Genomic DNA, 16,446 nt, shown 5'->3' on the forward strand with positions numbered 1-16,446 from the left:
GATGCGATGTTTGCTGGGTTAGCTTGAAGGTCAGCAATGATTTGGCTTGTCTTCTCTTCCCACTGTGCAGGAAGTTCGCCGTTTAGACGACGCTTAAGCTCTGCTGCTTCTGCAGGGTAAGCTGCTGCGTACGCTTCGAACTTCGCGTTCCAAGCCGCTTCTTTCTCTGTGCCTGCCGCTTTCGCATCCCACTCAGCGTATACGTCTGCAGGGATTTCAAATGCTGGGTGTTCCCAACCTAGGAATTCACGTGCTGCTGCGATTTCTTCCGCACCTAGTGGCGCACCGTGACAGTCGTGAGAACCTGATTTGTTTGGAGAACCAAAACCGATGATGGTTTTAGTACAAATAAGTGTTGGACGAGGGTCTGCTTTTGCCGCTTCGATTGCTGCGTTGATCGCTTCAGAGTCGTGACCATCTACAGCAGGGATTACGTGCCAGCCGTAAGATTCAAAACGCTTAGGCGTGTCGTCAGAGAACCAACCTTCAACGTGACCATCGATAGAGATGCCGTTGTCATCCCAGAATGCGATCAGTTTGCCAAGGCCTAGTGTACCAGCAAGAGAACATGCCTCGTGCGAGATACCTTCCATTAGACAGCCGTCACCCATGAACACGTAAGTGAAGTGGTCAACGATGTCGTGGCCTTCTTTGTTGAACTGAGCTGCCAACGCTTTCTCAGCCATTGCCATACCAACAGCGTTGGTGATGCCTTGGCCTAGAGGACCTGTTGTTGTCTCGATACCAGGTGCGTAACCGTACTCTGGGTGACCAGGAGTCTTAGAGTGAAGCTGACGGAAGTTCTTAAGATCGTCGATAGACAGCTCGTAACCGCTCAGGTGCAGTAGAGAGTAAATCAGCATAGAGCCGTGGCCGTTAGACAGCACGAAACGGTCGCGGTCAGCCCACTCTGGGTTAGCTGGGTTGTGGTTTAGGTGAGAACGCCAAAGAACTTCAGCGATATCAGCCATACCCATAGGTGCGCCTGGGTGGCCAGAGTTAGCTTGTTGAACACCATCCATGCTAAGAGCGCGGATTGCATTTGCCAGATGTTTACGAGAAGACATGTCTGCTCCTGAGTGCATTAAGCGAATTGATAAAGGAATGTGGGCACTTTCACTAAGTGAACCAAGTACAAAAGTGCGGGCAATATTCTCTCAGAGCCAAAATCTGACTGCAAACGTTTTACTCACCATTTTTGAGGTTTTAACTCAATCTTTTCGCAGTTAATGGGCAATTTATGAAAAATTCACCCCATCAAAAGCAAACGATTGGGTAATAAGCTAGACGAATTCAAATCGAAAAAGAGCTTGTAATTCGACTGTGGGAAATTAAAATAGACGTCTAGATGTAGAAACACCTACAAACTGTATTGTATTTTTCGTGGCAAGCTTGCGTTAGTTAGCCATGAGTAAACCTTAAGATTGGAGCTATCATGGCTAAGCACCTGTTCACTTCTGAGTCGGTATCAGAAGGTCATCCAGATAAAATCGCAGACCAAATCTCTGACGCAGTTCTTGATGCAATTCTTGAGCAAGACCCAAAAGCACGCGTTGCTTGTGAAACTTACGTTAAAACCGGCATGGTTATGGTTGGTGGTGAAGTAACGACTTCTGCATGGGTTGATATCGAAGAAATCACTCGTGAAACAGTTCGTGAAATCGGCTACGTTCACTCTGACATGGGCTTTGATGCGAACTCGTGTGCGGTTCTAAACACCATCGGTAAGCAGTCTCCAGACATCAACCAAGGTGTTGATAAAGCGGATCCTAAAGAGCAAGGCGCAGGCGACCAAGGCATCATGTTTGGTTACGCAACGAACGAAACTGAAATTCTAATGCCAGCTCCAATTACGTACTCTCACCTACTTGTTAAGAAACAAGCTGAAGTTCGTAAGAGCGGTAAACTAGATTTCCTTCGCCCAGATGCGAAATCTCAAGTAACGTTCCAATACGACCAAGGTAAGATTGTTGGTATCGATGCTGTTGTTCTTTCAACTCAGCACTGTGATTCAGTAACAACACCTGACCTACGTGAAGCAGTAATGGAAGAGATCATCAAGCCAGTACTACCTTCAGAGTGGATCACTAAAGACACTAACTTCTTCATCAACCCAACCGGCCGTTTCGTTATCGGTGGTCCAATGGGTGACTGTGGTCTAACTGGTCGTAAAATCATCGTAGATACATACGGCGGCGCTGCTCGTCACGGTGGTGGTGCATTCTCTGGTAAAGATCCATCGAAAGTAGACCGCAGCGCGGCTTACGCAGCACGTTACGTAGCGAAGAACATCGTAGCAGCTGGCATGGCTGACCGTTGTGAAATCCAACTTTCATACGCTATCGGTGTTGCTGATCCAACGTCTATCATGGTTGAAACGTTCGGTACTGAGAAAGTATCACACGAAATCATCATTGAAGCGGTTCGTCAAAACTTCGACCTACGTCCATACGGCCTACAAGAAATGCTTAACCTGCTTCAACCTATCTACAAGCAGACAGCAGCATACGGTCACTTCGGTCGCGAAGAGTTCCCATGGGAAGCTACAGACAAAGCAGCTATCCTACGCGATTTCGCTGGCATCAAGTAATCGAGCCACACAAGAATCGATAAAGCCCTCGCCTCTGGCGGGGGCTTTTTGTTTCTGCCCCTTCTCTGCCTTCTCATCCTTTCCTTGAACAAAAATTCAGCAATTATTTGTAAATTGCCCCATCTCCGCCAATAGTTAACATAATGTTAAATGCACTTTTCGATGTATATAACGTAAAGAACTATGATGCAGGCTCACGTGGCTAAAAGAGTCATGACAAACGTCAGCCAAACATCTTTATATGGCCTAGGTGCCACCGTGGGAATAAATCAAGGAGGAGTTATGCCTCGTACCGTGAACCCATCTGACTTCCAGGGTAAACGAAAGGAAGTTCCAGATAATGAATACGCCAGAACCATTCCGTGTAATACCGTTAGCATATCGGCACCCTTCCATTGGCTCGCGTTGGGTCTGCATGACTTTGTCCGCATGCCACTCATCAGTGCCTTCTACGGCATCTGCTTTATGGCTGCTGCGATTGGTATCGTGCTTCTGGTTCAGTGGCAAGGCACGCATCTCGTCGTGATGCCAAGCCTGATTGTTTACATGTTAATAGGCCCATTCTTAGCGCTCGGCTTATATGACGCAAGTTGGGAGAGAGAACGCGGACACAAACCAAGTTTGTTCCATTCAATGAAAGCCATCGGGCGAAACTCCAGCTCTCAGTGGGCATTTGCTGTCATGCTCGCGGTATGTATGATTTTCTGGATGCGAATTGCTGCCCTACTCCATGCGCTGTACCCTTCTGTACAGGGTGCGCCACTGACTGAGTTCTTACCTTTCTTAGTTATTGGCTCGATCGTTGGTTTTGTCTTGGCTTGTGTAGTGTTCAGCATTTCTGCTTTCTCAATACCACTGATGATGGAGCGTCGTGTCGATATGATGACCGCAGTGTTCACCAGCTTTAATGCAGTGAAGTCTAACATCCCAGCGATGATCGTTTGGGCTGCGATTATTTGTGGCGGTATCTTAATCGGCTTTGCGACTTACGGTATTGGTATGCTCTTCACCATGCCAATCCTCGGGTACGGTACATGGCATGCTTACCATGCGACGATTAAGAAAAAACACACGCCTTAGAAAACAGATGTTATGATCCGGCCCTCGCAAACGCGGGGGCTTTTTTATTGAGTAAATGGGGTGAATCGTGGATATAGAACTGAGCTACAAAGCCAAGCAAGTGATGGCTGATTGCATCGCGATGGCAGAGCAAGCTTTCAAACGTTCTTTTCCTATTCCTTCTCTGACTTTCAATGTACGTGGCAAAGCTGCGGGTAAAGCGTATTTGCAATTGAACGAAGTCCGTTTGAATCCAAAACTGTTCAGCGAAAATCCACAAGCGTTTATCCAAGAGGTTATTCCTCACGAAGTCGCCCACTTGATTACCTACCAAGTTTACGGTCGCGTTCGCCCACACGGGAAAGAATGGCAAGGTGTTATGGAGGCGGTATTCAAAGTACCAGCTAAAACCACTCACAGCTTTGACGTGGCCTCTGTTCAAGGTAAAACCTTTGAATACCGATGTGGTTGCATGACCTACCCACTTTCAATTCGTCGTCACAACAAGGTGCAGCGTAAAGAAGCGGTATACTCATGCCAAAAGTGCCGCCAACCGCTGAACTTCACAGGAACTCAGCTCTCCTAACAGCACAAATTTCTTACTTTTCTATTCCAGAAAGAGAGACATTCGCTCTCAAAGTGTCTCTTTTTGCCTGTTATTGTTGGTTTGCTCATCACTAAAGCTAATTTGTGCGTGTTAGAATGAATAAAGTCATACTTTATAAAGACTTTAATCATGAAATATCTTTTCTCTTTATTCCTGCTTGCACTTTCTAGTGCAGCGATTGCTGCGCCTCCAAGCTCTTTTTCCGCGGCCAAGCGCGAAGCGGTAAAAATCTACGCCGATCACCCAACCAGCTTCTACTGTGGTTGTGACATAAAATGGCAAGGCAAAAAGGGCGTGCCGGATCTCTCTTCTTGTGGCTATCAAGTTCGTAAGCAAGAAAAACGCGCATCACGCATCGAGTGGGAGCACGTGGTTCCTGCATGGCAGTTCGGCCACCAGCGTCAATGTTGGCAAAATGGTGGACGCAAAAACTGCACAAGAAACGACAAAGTCTTCAAATCTATGGAAGCCGATCTCCACAACCTAACGCCAGCTATCGGAGAGGTAAACGGTGACCGTTCGAACTACAACTTCAGTCAGTGGAATGGCATGGATGGCGTCAGCTACGGCCGTTGTGAAATGCAAGTGAACTTTAAGCAACGCAAAGTAATGCCGCCCGATCGCGCACGTGGTTCGATTGCTCGCACTTACCTGTACATGAGCAAAGAATACGGTTTTAAACTTTCGAAGCAGCAAACTCAATTGATGAGTGCTTGGAACAAAACCTATCCAGTAGACAAGTGGGAATGTGAGCGCGATGAACGCATTGCTAAGATTCAAGGCAACCACAACCCATTCGTTCAAGAGGCTTGTCGCGCGCTGTAATTCTTCCCGCAATTACCGCAGTACACCTCCGCTATTCGAGGCGTTGTCATTTACTGTAGTGGAAACGCCTCTTGCCCCTTGTTTTTTCGCTGGAAAGCATCCATGTTAGTGTCTAAACACTCGCGTATGCAGGAAATCGAAACACAATGCGTATCCCTCGAATTTATCATCCAGAAACCATTCAACAACTTGGCGCTATTGCTCTTAGCGACGATGCAGCTGGCCACATTGGTCGTGTACTTCGCATGAAAGAAGGTCAAGAAGTCCTGCTCTTTGACGGCAGCGGCGCAGAATTCCCAGCAGTCATCAGCGAAGTCAGCAAAAAGAATGTGATGGTTGAGATCTCTGAACGCGTAGAAAGCAGCATTGAATCACCACTGGACCTTCACCTTGGTCAGGTGATTTCGCGTGGCGACAAGATGGAATTCACCATCCAAAAATCCGTAGAGCTTGGCGTAAATACGATTACACCGCTTATCTCTGAACGTTGCGGCGTAAAACTGGATCAAAAACGTTTCGAGAAGAAACTCGCTCAGTGGCAAAAAATCGCGGTCAGTGCCTGTGAGCAATGTGGCCGTAATGTAGTACCTGAAATTCGCCCTATCATGAGCTTAGAAGAGTGGTGTCAGGAAGAATACGATGGCTTGAAGCTTAACCTACATCCACGAGCGAAATACTCAATCAACACCCTGCCAACACCGGTTGAAAAAGTTCGTCTATTGATTGGCCCTGAAGGCGGTCTATCTTCTGACGAAATCGACATGACTCGCGAATACCAATTTGAAGAGACGCTACTCGGCCCTCGCGTTCTGCGCACCGAAACTGCGGCTCTGACAGCAATTACAGCCTTACAAGTTCGTTTCGGCGATCTTGGTTAAAACGGAGAAAAATAATGATCAAACTCGGTATTGTAATGGACCCAATCTCGTCCATTAACATCAAAAAAGACTCTAGCTTTGCCATGATGCTTGAAGCGCAACGCCGCGGCTACGAAATCCACTACATGGAAATGAACGATCTGCACCTAGACCAAGGTAAAGCAATCGCAGACACCAAAGTGGTTGAGCTAAAAGAAGATCCAACGGGTTGGTACGAATTCAAATCAGAGCAGACTATCGAACTGTCTGAGCTTGATGCCGTGCTAATGCGTAAAGATCCTCCGTTCGACACAGAGTACATCTACGCCACTTACATCCTTGAGCGCGCTGAAGAGCAAGGCGCACTGATTGTGAACAAGCCACAAAGCCTACGTGACTGTAACGAGAAACTGTTCACCGCTTGGTTCCCAGAGCTAACGCCAACCACCATCGTGACGCGTAAAGCAGAGAAGATTAAAGCCTTCCGTGAAGAACACGGTGATGTGATCCTAAAACCACTTGATGGTATGGGCGGCGCATCTATCTTCCGCGTGAAAGAGAACGATCCAAACGTATCGGTAATCATCGAGACACTAACAAACCACGGCCAGAACTACGCAATGGCGCAAACCTTCGTGCCAGACATCAGCAATGGTGATAAGCGTATCCTAGTGGTTGACGGGGAGCCAATGCCTTACTGCCTTGCTCGTATCCCTGCAAAAGGCGAAACGCGCGGTAACCTAGCGGCAGGCGGTACAGGTGAAGCTCGTCCACTGAGCGAAACTGATATGAAGATAGCCCAAGCAGTCGCACCAACACTGAAAGAAAAAGGGCTTATCTTTGTTGGTCTTGATGTGATTGGCGACAAGCTAACAGAAATCAACGTAACGAGCCCAACTTGTATTCGCGAAATCGAAGCCGCTTTTGATATTTCCATCACTGGCAAGCTAATGGACGCAATTGAGCGCCGCGTAAAAGGCGAATAACTCAAACTGTATTACAGTTAATAGAAAGCGTTGTGCATTAACTTAAGCAAACTCATGCACATACCCTAGGGTTGCAAGCATGGTGTTTGCTTAAGTGTTTCTAATAGCCTTATAAGGTCGAGATGAGAATGAACCTCACAAACCATTTCTTAGTTGCGATGCCGGGAATGAAAGATCCCTACTTCCAGAATAGCGTTATCTACGTCTGTGAACACAACGAAGAGGGCGCAATGGGGTTAATGATCAATGCACCCGTCGATATCACGGTTGGTAACATGCTCAAGCAAGTCGAAGTGCAACCCGTGCACCCTCGATTGTTCGAAGCAAGTTTAGATAGACCCGTCTACAATGGTGGACCGGTTTCTGAAGATCGCGGTTTCATCCTGCACAAACCAAAAGACTACTACGAATCAAGCATTCAAATGACTGATGAGCTAACGGTTACCACGTCTAAAGACATCTTGTCGGTACTTGGTACTGAAGCGGAACCAAGTGACTATCTCGTGGCGCTGGGTTACTCCGGTTGGAGTGCAGGACAGTTAGAAGCTGAGCTAGTAGAGAATTCTTGGTTAACCATTGAAGCGACGCCAGAGATCATCTTTGAGACACCTATCATCGACCGTTGGAAAAAAGCCGTTGAGAAATTGGGCATCGATCCAAGCCAGTTATCTTCCGATGCTGGACACGCGTAACGCGCTCTCCTGCGACAACTTATTTTTATTGATTTAGATTCGAGACACCTTATGTCACGCACTATTATGGCTTTCGATTTCGGTACCAAGAGCATTGGTAGCGCCATCGGACAAGAAATCACGGGAACCGCTTCCCCGCTCAAAGCGTTCAAAGCGAATGACGGCATTCCAAATTGGGATGATATAGAGAAGCAAATTAAAGAGTGGCAACCGGATTTATTGGTCGTTGGTTTACCTACCGATTTGCACGGTAAAGCTCTAGAAACCATCACACCACGAGCGAAGAAGTTCGCTAATCGCCTACAAGGTCGCTACGGCTTACCCGTTGAATTGCATGATGAGCGCCTATCGACAGCCGAAGCACGCTCAGAGCTATTCAGTATGGGTGGCTACAAAGCACTATCGAAAGGCAATATCGACTGCCAATCAGCGGTCGTAATTCTTGAGAGCTGGTTTGAAAGCCTTTGGGGTGAGTAAACACTTCCAGAAACGAAAAAGGTTGGCAGATGCCAACCTTTTTCGTTTCTGGAATGGATTAATCCATATCGATCTTTACGTTCGCCAGCGTACCCGTTGAGAAGCCTTCACCGCGCTGCGTCTTCAACATCAAACGCAGATCGTTAGCGGAATCAGCACTGTGCAAAGCATCCTCTTCACTGATCTTACCTTGCATCACTAGCTTGTAGAGTGACTGGTCAAAGGTCAGCATCCCAAATTCATTCGAGCGTGCCATGGTCGTTTTCAACTCATGCAGATCACCACGGCGGATCAGATCCGAAACGCGTGGACTGTTTAACAAGATCTCAAACACACCATGACGACCTTGACCGTTCTTATCACGGATCAACTGCTGACCTACCACGCCTTTTAAGTTCATCGACAGATCAAACAGGAACTGATCTTTCTGGTCTTTCGGCACCAAGTGCAGAATACGCTCAAGCGCTTGGTTTGCATTGTTGGCGTGCAGTGTCGCCATACACAAGTGGCCCGTCTCAGCAAAGGTCATTGCGTATTCCATCGTTTCTCGGCTACGAATCTCACCAATCAAAATCATGTCTGGCGCTTGACGCAGTGAGTTCTTCAACGCTACTTCATAGCTGTCGGTATCCAAGCCCACTTCACGCTGGGTCACGATACAACGCTTATGCTCGTGCACAAATTCAATCGGGTCTTCTACCGTAAGAATATGCCCCGTTTTATTGCTGTTACGGTAGCCAGTCATCGCGGCCATAGTCGTTGATTTACCAGAACCTGTTGCACCAACCACCAGCACCAAACCACGCTTTGCAATCGCAAGGTCTTGCAGAACCAAAGGAAGTTTAAGTTCTTCAAAAGTCGGAATATTGGTCTCGATACAACGAATCACCGCGCCAGGCAATTCACGTTGGAAGAAGGCACTGACACGGAAACGACCGCAATCACGGACAATGGCAAAGTTCGACTCACGGCTTTTACGAAACTCCTGACGTCGCTCCGGATCCATCGCACTATCGAGTAACACAGCCACATCATTTTCAGTCAGCTTATCGCCTTGCGGGCGCAGTTCGCCATCGACACGAAACAAGATCGGCGCACCAACAGTGATATAGAGATCCGACGCTTTTAACGCCAACATGCCTTCGAGAAATTTATTCAGATCCATCGTCCGTATTCGCTATTACCTGTGTGATTCGTTACGAGAATTGCTGCGCTTCAATTTCAACTTTCTTGTCCACTTCTTCACGCGACACCATGCCTTGCGCCATCAATTGACGAGCATTTTGTTCCATGGTCTGCATGCCGTGCGCCGCACCGGTCTGAATGATCGAGTACATCTGCGCGACTTTATCTTCACGGATAAGGTTTCGGATCGCCGGTGTTGCCATCATGATTTCATGACACGCAATACGACCACCGCCGTTACGTTTCAAAAGCTTTTGCGCGATAACCGAACGCAGCGATTCCGACAACATCGAGCGCACCATGTCTTTGTCGCTCCCCGGGAAAACATCGATAATACGGTCGATGGTTTTCGCCGCAGAGCTCGTGTGTAGTGTACCGAAAACAAGGTGACCGGTTTCAGCCGCTGTCAGCGCTAGACTGATGGTTTCTTTGTCACGCATCTCACCGACTAGAATCACATCCGGGTCTTCACGCAATGCGCTACGCAGCGCGTTTTGGAAGCTGTGTGTATCACGGTGTACTTCACGTTGGTTGATCAGACACTTATTGTTGTTGTGAACAAATTCAATTGGATCTTCAATTGTTAGGATGTGCTTATTGTGATTACGGTTAATGTAGTCAACAATGGCTGCCAAGGTCGTCGATTTACCAGAACCCGTTGGGCCAGTAACCAGAACCAGACCTTTCTCGGCGTTAGCGATTTTTCTGAAGATCTCAGGAGCTTCTAGCTCTTCCAGTGTTGGAATGCTGCTTGGGATGGTACGGAACACAGCCGCACAACCGCGAGATTGGTTGAAAGCGTTGACACGAAAACGGCCAACGTTATGCAATTCAAATGAGAAATCGACTTCGAGTTTTTCTTCGAACTCACTGCGCTGCGCATCGTTCATGATTTCAAAAACCAAACGGTGCACTTCTTGGTGTGTAAACGCTGGAATGCCCAGCTTTCTCACATCACCATCAATACGAACCATTGGTGGTACACCTGCAGAAAGATGTAGATCCGAAGCATTATGTTTTACACTAAAATCCAGTAACTCAGTGATATCCATTTAAAATCCTTAAGTCTAAAGTACAGCTATGAGTAGTATTCAACAAAACATTGAACATATCACCTCTCAAATTCGACACGACGAACAAAAATGCGGTCGTTCTCCAGAGTCCGTGCAACTTCTAGCAGTAAGCAAAACTAAACCTGTCGAGGCAATTCTCGAAGCTTACCAAGGTGGCCAGCTGGCATTTGGTGAGAACTACGTCCAAGAGGGCGTCAGTAAAGTTCAGCACTTTGCCGAGCATTATCCAGATAATCGAATCGAATGGCACTTCATTGGTCCAATTCAATCCAATAAATCACGTCCTGTTGCTGAACATTTCGATTGGGTTCACACCGTTGATCGCGCTAAGATCGCTCAGCGCCTCAATGACCAACGTCCTAGCGAACTAAAACCGCTGCAAGTTCTGATTCAAGTAAACACCAGTGGTGAAGAATCAAAATCAGGCGTCAGCGATGCAGAAATATTCGAGCTGGCTGAGTTGATTTCTCGCCTTCCAAACCTCACGTTAAGAGGGTTGATGTCGATTCCTGCCAACGTACCAGATTACGAATCACAACTTCGTGCATTTAAGCAACTGGAAGCGCTAAAGCAAAAGCTAGCTCAGCAATACCCTGATGTCGATACGCTATCTATGGGAATGAGCGGCGACATGGATGCAGCAATCGAAGCAGGTAGCACCATGGTGCGCATCGGCACAGCGATTTTTGGCGCGCGCGACTACAGCAAACAGCAATAAAGCGAATCGTTGTTAGACACTGTGAATTTGAGTCTGACTGCCGTCTCTTTCGGTAGCCAGAATAAAGTGACGCAATTATACACCTGAGCGCACAACAAATTGTAAGAATTTATATTTGGAAATCAGACATATGGAACATAAAAAGATTGCCTTTATCGGCGCGGGAAACATGGTGCGAGCGATTGTTTCTGGCCTTGTAGCAAATGGCTACCCTGCACAGAGCATCATTGCGACCGCCCCATCTGAGACGCGTCGCCAACCTCTTGAGCAAGACTTTGGTATCCGTACCACCAGCGATAACATCGCAGCCGCGACAGAAGCGGATGTTGTGGTATTGTCTGTGAAGCCACAAATGATGGAAGAAGTGTGTAAACCACTGCAATCTATCGACTTCAGCAATAAACTGGTTATCTCTATTGCGGCTGGCATCAGCTGTTCACGTTTGGATGACATGCTAGCGACTAAGCTCAACTTGGTTCGCGTGATGCCAAACACACCCTCGCAACTTGGCTTGGGCATGAGTGGTCTTTACGCGCCTGAATATGTGCAAGAACAAGATAAAGCTTTCGCGGCAGAGCTAATGCAAGCCTGCGGTAAGGTATGTTGGGTTGAGCAAGAATCTGGCATCAATAACGTAATTGCAGCGGCAGGCAGCGCACCGGCTTACTTCTTCCTGTTTATGGAAGCGATGCAAGCAGAAGCGATTGCTCAAGGCTTCGATAAAGACACGGCTCGCACGTTAGTTCAGCAAGCAGCACTTGGCGCAGCAAGCATGGTAGTGGAAAATCCAGAAACTGAGCTTTCAACGCTACGCGAGAACGTGACATCAAAAGGTGGCACAACGGCAGAAGCGCTACGTACGTTCAACGAGCACCAACTGTCTGATATTGTGGCAAAAGCAATGCAAGCTGCGGTTGCTCGTGCTGAAGAAATGGAAAAACTGTTTTAATGACTTGAGTGGCATCCACTCAGTGTCACTCACTTACTTGTTAAGGGTACCTTATGAATTCAATGAGTTTTCTCATCTCAACCCTATTTGACCTGTACATCATGGTCGTGATTTTGCGTATTTGGTTGCAAGCTGCTCGTGCAGATTTCTACAACCCATTCTCGCAGTTCATCGTCAAAGCAACCCAACCGGTTGTAGGACCGCTGCGCCGTGTGATTCCATCTATCGGCAGCATCGACCTAGCAACGGTACTGTTCGCTTATGTACTGTGTGTGCTTAAGTTTGTTGCGCTGATCCTGATCGCTTCTAGCGGTTCGGTTTCATTCAGCATGGACTTCCTATTCCTAGGCTTATTGTCTCTGATTAAGGCTGCTGGCGGCTTGTTGTTCTGGGTACTACTGATCCGCGCAATCCTAAGCTGGGTTAGCCAAGGTCGCAGCCCTATCGAGTACGTATTCCATCAACTAACTGAACCAATGCTAGCGCCAATCCGTCGCATCATCCCTGCAATGGGTGGCTTCGACTTGAGCGTGCTTGTGCTGTTCATTGGTCTGCAATTTGCTAACTTCCTGATGGGCGACATGATTGGTCCTATCTGGTACCAACTATAATGTCAGAAGCAGTTTGGCATGACGGCGAGGATGTGGTGCTTCGGCTCTATATCCAACCAAAAGCAAGCCGCGACAAGATCGTCGGCTTGCATGGTGAAGAGCTCAAAATTGCCATTACCGCACCGCCTGTCGATGGTAAAGCGAATGCACACCTAACCAAGTTTTTAGCCAAACAATTTAAAGTTGCTAAAGGTTTGGTTCACATAGAAAAAGGTGAACTGGGACGTCATAAACAAATTCGGATAGAATCCCCAGTACAAATACCAACAGAAATTAAAGCCATCATTTGATGGCTTTTTATTTACGAAATTCGTACCAATAATAAAACGCCCGATTCGAGGAAGTGATAATGAGCAAATGGATTACCGCCCTACTGATCAGCCTGTTGTCTTTACCAAGCATGGCAGGTCAGTTCAAAACCATGAAAGACATCGAGGTACACTACATCGCGTTTAACTCAACCTTTTTAACTCCCAAGATCGCCCGTAGCTACGACATCAAGCGTAATGGCTACAATGCAGTACTGAACATCAGTGTGCTCGACAGTGCCTCTTTAGGTAAACCTGCCGTTGAAGCTAAAATCAGTGGTCAGGCAAAGAACCTTATCGGTCAAACGCAAAAGCTCACCTTCCGTGAAGTGAAAGAAGGCGATGCGATTTACTACCTAGCTGAGCTCGGTATTACTAACGAAGAAACTTTTACCTTCGATATTGACGTTAAAGCTGGAAACAAAGGCTCAGGTAAGCTTAAATTCACCCAGAAATTTTATGTCGAAGAGTAATTGGGTTGTGATAATCTAAAAGCTTTTAGAACATCATAACTCTAGAACCAATTTAATCAGGGAGAACACTGCGTTCTCCCTTTATCGCTACAGAAAGAGACGACCATGAAAAAGATAGTGCTAGCAACAGGCAACCAAGGCAAAGTTCGTGAGATGGCAGATCTGCTGTCTGACTTCGGTTTTGAAGTATTGGCGCAAAGTGAATTCAACGTATCTGAAGTAGCAGAAACTGGCACGACTTTCATCGAAAACGCGATCATCAAAGCTCGCCATGCAGCACAAGAAACGGGTCTTCCTGCGATTGCGGACGACTCTGGCTTAGAAGTCGATTTCTTGAAAGGCGCTCCGGGCATTTACTCTGCGCGTTATGCAGGTGAAAAAGCCTCTGACCAAGAGAACCTAGAGAAGCTGCTTAAAGCAATGGAAGGTGTACCAGAAGCAGAGCGCACCGCTCGCTTCCACTGCGTATTGGTTTTGATGCGTCACGAGAACGATCCAACCCCTATCGTTTGTCACGGTAAGTGGGAAGGTCGCATTCTAACTGAAGCACACGGTGAAAATGGCTTTGGCTACGACCCAATCTTCTTCGTTCCTGAAGACAACTGCGCGTCTGCCGAACTTGAGCCAGCACGTAAGAAGCAACTATCTCACCGTGGTAAAGCGCTCAAGTCGTTGTTTGCTCAACTGTCTGAGCAAGTGTCTCTGTAATCACGAGCGAATTAGACCATGTTAACGCCCCCAGCACTGAGCTTGTATGTACACATCCCGTGGTGTGTACAAAAGTGCCCGTATTGCGACTTTAACTCTCACGCACTGAAAGCCGAGATCCCAGAAGAAGAGTACATCAATGCTCTTCTTGAAGATTTGGATACCGACATTGAGAAATACCGTCTTAACGAAGCGCCACGTCCACTGCATTCAATCTTCATTGGTGGTGGTACGCCGAGTTTGATTTCGGCAGAAGGCATCGAGCGTCTACTTAAAGGTATTGAAGCGCGTATTCCGTTCAAGCCTGAAATCGAAATCACCATGGAAGCTAACCCAGGAACCATTGAAGCTGAGCGTTTTATTGGCTACCGCAAGGCTGGTGTAACGCGCATTTCTATCGGCGTGCAAAGCTTTGAGCAACAGAAGCTTGAGCGTTTGGGGCGCATTCACGGTCAAGACGAAGCCGTCAATGCTGCTAAGCTGGCGCACCAAATCGGTTTGAACAGCTTTAACCTCGATCTCATGCACGGTTTACCTGATCAAAGCATCGAACAAGCCTTAGCAGACTTGGATAAAGCGATTGAGTTGGCGCCGCCGCACTTGTCTTGGTATCAGTTGACCATCGAGCCCAACACGATGTTCTACTACAAGCCACCGACTCTGCCAGATGACGATGACTTGTGGGATATCTTCGAACAAGGACATGAGAAACTCGCAGCGGCGGGTTATGTTCAATACGAGATTTCTGGTTACAGCAAGCCGGGCTATCAGTGTCAGCATAACCTGAACTACTGGCGCTTTGGTGACTACCTTGGCATTGGTTGTGGCTCACACGGTAAGCTGAGCTTTGCTGATGGCCGCATCATTCGTACCACTAAGGTCAAACACCCGCGTGGCTATCTGATGGCATACCAAAACATGGTGAAGCCATACTTGGATAGTGAACAGCTTGTGGCTGATGAAGATCGTCCGTTTGAGTTCTTTATGAACCGTTTCCGCTTAATGGAAGCGTGCCCGAAACAAGACTACATCGATACAACAGGTCTGCCGTTGAGCTCGATTCAAGAGACTATCGATTGGGCGCTAGAGATGGGTTACCTGAGTGAAACCGAGACTCACTGGCAAATTACCGAGAAAGGTAAGCTGTTCCTGAATGATTTGCTTGAAGCTTTTATGGCGGAAGAGGAATAAGAAAAGGAATCGAGATTCGGGAACGGACTGCGTCCTTCGAGAAACAAAAAGGGTTGGCGCTCAAACGCCAACCCTTTCTTTTATTCGTAACAACACTTATCTAAAGCGAAGCGTTCCTAAGTCCCTAATCCACAAGGACGAAGTCCGTTCTCACTTCTCGTCTCTTTTCCTTAGAAAATCGAACGACCAATACGCTCGGCAAGTAGCTCCAGTGCTTTGGTACCAGCGAGTGAGTTACCAGATGCATCAAGCTCTGGAGACCAAACAGCAATCGTCATTTCACCCGGTACAACAGCGATGATGCCACCACCAACACCTGACTTACCCGGCATACCAACGCGGTAAGCAAATTCACCAGCACCATCGTACAAGCCACAAGTTGCTAACAATGCATTCAACTGCTTAGTTTGCGTCGGTGATACGACGGGCTTACCCGTTTGCACCGACGTGCCTTTATTGGCTAAGTAGCTAAAGGTCTTTGCGAGATCGACACAGCTCATCTTCAACGCACACGCATGAAAGTAGTTTTGCAGAACGGGGATAACCTCGTTCTCGAAGTTACCAAATGAACGCATCAAGTACGCAATCGCAGCGTTACGGTCACCATGCATCATTTCAGACGCTGCAACCACTTTGTCGTATACGATATGAGTATCACCAGATAGCTGACGAGCAAATTCCAACAGACGCTGACGAGGCGCAGAGAGACGGCTTTGCAGCAAATCAGCAACCACAATAGCACCGGCGTTAATGAACGGGTTACGTGGAATGCCCTGCTCCATCTCTAACTGGATCATCGAGTTAAACGCTTGACCAGAAGGCTCTTTACCTACACGACACCAGATCTCTTCTTGCTTGTACAAGCACATTGCCAGAGTCAGGCTCAACGCTTTTGAGATCGACTGAATCGAAAATGACTCTTCTGCATCGCCCGCTTTAATCACTTCACCCTCATTGGTGTATACCGCAATACCCAGTTTGGTATTGGGTACTTTTGCCAATGCGGGAATGTAGTCGGCGACTTTGCCTTGACCAATTAAAGGGCGAACTTCCGCTAGAATGTCTGTCAAAATTTGCGCTGTAGGTTTCATCTTCTACCTTCTTGTCACAAGAACCCAAATGGCTGAGTTCAGAGGT

The 16,446-nt window shown here is 47.4% G+C and carries 19 protein-coding genes; 15 read left to right on the forward strand and 4 right to left on the reverse strand.

From position 1 onward, the window contains the following. Positions 1-1,067: thiamine pyrophosphate-dependent enzyme (locus H735_RS26305; protein WP_042980646.1), on the reverse strand; the 1,067-nt coding region annotated here is incomplete at its 3' end. 368 nt (positions 1,068-1,435) lie between these two features. Here H735_RS26305 and metK point away from each other — a divergent pair. The 8 genes from metK to ruvX all read left to right on the forward strand — a co-directional run bounded on the left by metK (position 1,436) and on the right by ruvX (position 8,093). After that, complete coding sequence (metK, locus tag H735_RS26310) at positions 1,436-2,590, forward strand: methionine adenosyltransferase (RefSeq protein ID WP_005436492.1); 1,155 nt, start codon at positions 1,436-1,438, stop codon at positions 2,588-2,590. Between the two features lie 282 nt (positions 2,591-2,872). Further along, positions 2,873-3,670: a DUF2189 domain-containing protein gene (locus H735_RS26315; RefSeq protein ID WP_020197217.1), complete on the forward strand. Its 798-nt coding sequence runs from the start codon at positions 2,873-2,875 to the stop codon at positions 3,668-3,670. Between the two features lie 67 nt (positions 3,671-3,737). Continuing rightward, entirely contained in the window at positions 3,738-4,235 is a 498-nt protein-coding gene (locus tag H735_RS26320; protein ID WP_005436498.1) for a SprT family zinc-dependent metalloprotease, read from the forward strand. 150 nt (positions 4,236-4,385) lie between these two features. After that, entirely contained in the window at positions 4,386-5,081 is a 696-nt protein-coding gene (gene endA / locus H735_RS26325) for a deoxyribonuclease I (RefSeq protein WP_020197218.1), read from the forward strand. Positions 5,082-5,227: 146 nt separating this feature from the next. After that, entirely contained in the window at positions 5,228-5,959 is a 732-nt protein-coding gene (gene rsmE, locus H735_RS26330; RefSeq protein WP_005436502.1) for a 16S rRNA (uracil(1498)-N(3))-methyltransferase, read from the forward strand. Between the two features lie 14 nt (positions 5,960-5,973). Further along, positions 5,974-6,924, forward strand: coding sequence for a glutathione synthase (gene gshB, locus H735_RS26335; RefSeq protein WP_005449741.1), 951 nt, complete (start codon positions 5,974-5,976; stop codon positions 6,922-6,924). A gap of 128 nt (positions 6,925-7,052) precedes the next feature. Beyond that, positions 7,053-7,616 carry a YqgE/AlgH family protein gene (locus tag H735_RS26340; protein WP_005436504.1) on the forward strand — a complete coding sequence of 188 codons (564 nt, stop codon included), beginning with the start codon at positions 7,053-7,055 and terminating at the stop codon, positions 7,614-7,616. 51 nt (positions 7,617-7,667) lie between these two features. Next, complete coding sequence (gene ruvX, locus H735_RS26345; RefSeq protein ID WP_005436506.1) at positions 7,668-8,093, forward strand: Holliday junction resolvase RuvX; 426 nt, start codon at positions 7,668-7,670, stop codon at positions 8,091-8,093. Between the two features lie 58 nt (positions 8,094-8,151). On the opposite strand, the gene H735_RS26350 is transcribed toward ruvX, so the two are convergent. Beyond that, positions 8,152-9,258: a PilT/PilU family type 4a pilus ATPase gene (locus tag H735_RS26350; protein ID WP_020197219.1), complete on the reverse strand. Its 1,107-nt coding sequence runs from the start codon at positions 9,256-9,258 to the stop codon at positions 8,152-8,154. Positions 9,259-9,289: 31 nt separating this feature from the next. Then, the gene (locus H735_RS26355; RefSeq protein WP_005436511.1) at positions 9,290-10,330 is read right to left on the reverse strand and encodes a type IV pilus twitching motility protein PilT; all 1,041 of its coding nucleotides are present in this window, start codon (positions 10,328-10,330) and stop codon (positions 9,290-9,292) included. 28 nt (positions 10,331-10,358) lie between these two features. On the opposite strand from H735_RS26355, the gene H735_RS26360 reads away from it, so the two are divergent. The 7 genes from H735_RS26360 to hemW all read left to right on the forward strand — a co-directional run bounded on the left by H735_RS26360 (position 10,359) and on the right by hemW (position 15,309). Next, on the forward strand, positions 10,359-11,069 hold the full coding sequence (locus H735_RS26360; protein ID WP_005436513.1) for a YggS family pyridoxal phosphate-dependent enzyme: 711 nt from the start codon (positions 10,359-10,361) through the stop codon (positions 11,067-11,069). Positions 11,070-11,199: 130 nt separating this feature from the next. Then, on the forward strand, positions 11,200-12,018 hold the full coding sequence (gene proC, locus H735_RS26365) for a pyrroline-5-carboxylate reductase (RefSeq protein ID WP_020197220.1): 819 nt from the start codon (positions 11,200-11,202) through the stop codon (positions 12,016-12,018). A gap of 53 nt (positions 12,019-12,071) precedes the next feature. Beyond that, a complete protein-coding gene (locus tag H735_RS26370) occupies positions 12,072-12,629 on the forward strand; it encodes a YggT family protein (RefSeq protein ID WP_005425806.1) in 558 nt (185 codons plus the stop codon). Continuing rightward, on the forward strand, positions 12,629-12,919 hold the full coding sequence (yggU, locus tag H735_RS26375) for a DUF167 family protein YggU (protein WP_005425805.1): 291 nt from the start codon (positions 12,629-12,631) through the stop codon (positions 12,917-12,919). Before H735_RS26370 ends, yggU begins: the two co-directional genes overlap by 1 nt. A 59-nt stretch (positions 12,920-12,978) precedes the next feature. Beyond that, positions 12,979-13,410: a DUF4426 domain-containing protein gene (locus H735_RS26380; RefSeq protein WP_005425804.1), complete on the forward strand. Its 432-nt coding sequence runs from the start codon at positions 12,979-12,981 to the stop codon at positions 13,408-13,410. A gap of 105 nt (positions 13,411-13,515) precedes the next feature. Further along, on the forward strand, positions 13,516-14,118 hold the full coding sequence (locus H735_RS26385; protein ID WP_020197221.1) for an XTP/dITP diphosphatase: 603 nt from the start codon (positions 13,516-13,518) through the stop codon (positions 14,116-14,118). A gap of 18 nt (positions 14,119-14,136) precedes the next feature. After that, the gene (gene hemW, locus H735_RS26390; protein WP_020197222.1) at positions 14,137-15,309 is read left to right on the forward strand and encodes a radical SAM family heme chaperone HemW; all 1,173 of its coding nucleotides are present in this window, start codon (positions 14,137-14,139) and stop codon (positions 15,307-15,309) included. A gap of 170 nt (positions 15,310-15,479) precedes the next feature. On the opposite strand, the gene glsB is transcribed toward hemW, so the two are convergent. Further along, on the reverse strand, positions 15,480-16,400 hold the full coding sequence (glsB, locus tag H735_RS26395) for a glutaminase B (RefSeq protein ID WP_005425799.1): 921 nt from the start codon (positions 16,398-16,400) through the stop codon (positions 15,480-15,482). Positions 16,401-16,446: the final 46 nt, after the last annotated feature.

The organism is Vibrio owensii CAIM 1854 = LMG 25443 (assembly GCF_000817815.1).
Classification (GTDB): Bacteria; Pseudomonadota; Gammaproteobacteria; order Enterobacterales; family Vibrionaceae; genus Vibrio; species Vibrio owensii.

What these genes read in the sequence shown, in the direction of transcription:
- metK (WP_005436492.1), top strand. Translation starts at nt 1,436, where the DNA reads ATGGCTAAGCACCTGTTCACTTCTGAGTCGGTATCAGAAGGTCATCCA.
- H735_RS26315 (WP_020197217.1), top strand. Translation starts at nt 2,873, where the DNA reads ATGCCTCGTACCGTGAACCCATCTGACTTCCAGGGTAAACGAAAGGAA.
- endA (WP_020197218.1), top strand. Translation starts at nt 4,386, where the DNA reads ATGAAATATCTTTTCTCTTTATTCCTGCTTGCACTTTCTAGTGCAGCG.
- rsmE (WP_005436502.1), top strand. Translation starts at nt 5,228, where the DNA reads ATGCGTATCCCTCGAATTTATCATCCAGAAACCATTCAACAACTTGGC.
- gshB (WP_005449741.1), top strand. Translation starts at nt 5,974, where the DNA reads ATGATCAAACTCGGTATTGTAATGGACCCAATCTCGTCCATTAACATC.
- H735_RS26340 (WP_005436504.1), top strand. Translation starts at nt 7,053, where the DNA reads ATGAACCTCACAAACCATTTCTTAGTTGCGATGCCGGGAATGAAAGAT.
- ruvX (WP_005436506.1), top strand. Translation starts at nt 7,668, where the DNA reads ATGTCACGCACTATTATGGCTTTCGATTTCGGTACCAAGAGCATTGGT.
- H735_RS26350 (WP_020197219.1), bottom strand. Translation starts at nt 9,258, where the DNA reads ATGGATCTGAATAAATTTCTCGAAGGCATGTTGGCGTTAAAAGCGTCG.
- H735_RS26355 (WP_005436511.1), bottom strand. Translation starts at nt 10,330, where the DNA reads ATGGATATCACTGAGTTACTGGATTTTAGTGTAAAACATAATGCTTCG.
- H735_RS26360 (WP_005436513.1), top strand. Translation starts at nt 10,359, where the DNA reads ATGAGTAGTATTCAACAAAACATTGAACATATCACCTCTCAAATTCGA.
- proC (WP_020197220.1), top strand. Translation starts at nt 11,200, where the DNA reads ATGGAACATAAAAAGATTGCCTTTATCGGCGCGGGAAACATGGTGCGA.
- H735_RS26370 (WP_005425806.1), top strand. Translation starts at nt 12,072, where the DNA reads ATGAATTCAATGAGTTTTCTCATCTCAACCCTATTTGACCTGTACATC.
- yggU (WP_005425805.1), top strand. Translation starts at nt 12,629, where the DNA reads ATGTCAGAAGCAGTTTGGCATGACGGCGAGGATGTGGTGCTTCGGCTC.
- H735_RS26380 (WP_005425804.1), top strand. Translation starts at nt 12,979, where the DNA reads ATGAGCAAATGGATTACCGCCCTACTGATCAGCCTGTTGTCTTTACCA.
- H735_RS26385 (WP_020197221.1), top strand. Translation starts at nt 13,516, where the DNA reads ATGAAAAAGATAGTGCTAGCAACAGGCAACCAAGGCAAAGTTCGTGAG.
- hemW (WP_020197222.1), top strand. Translation starts at nt 14,137, where the DNA reads ATGTTAACGCCCCCAGCACTGAGCTTGTATGTACACATCCCGTGGTGT.
- glsB (WP_005425799.1), bottom strand. Translation starts at nt 16,400, where the DNA reads ATGAAACCTACAGCGCAAATTTTGACAGACATTCTAGCGGAAGTTCGC.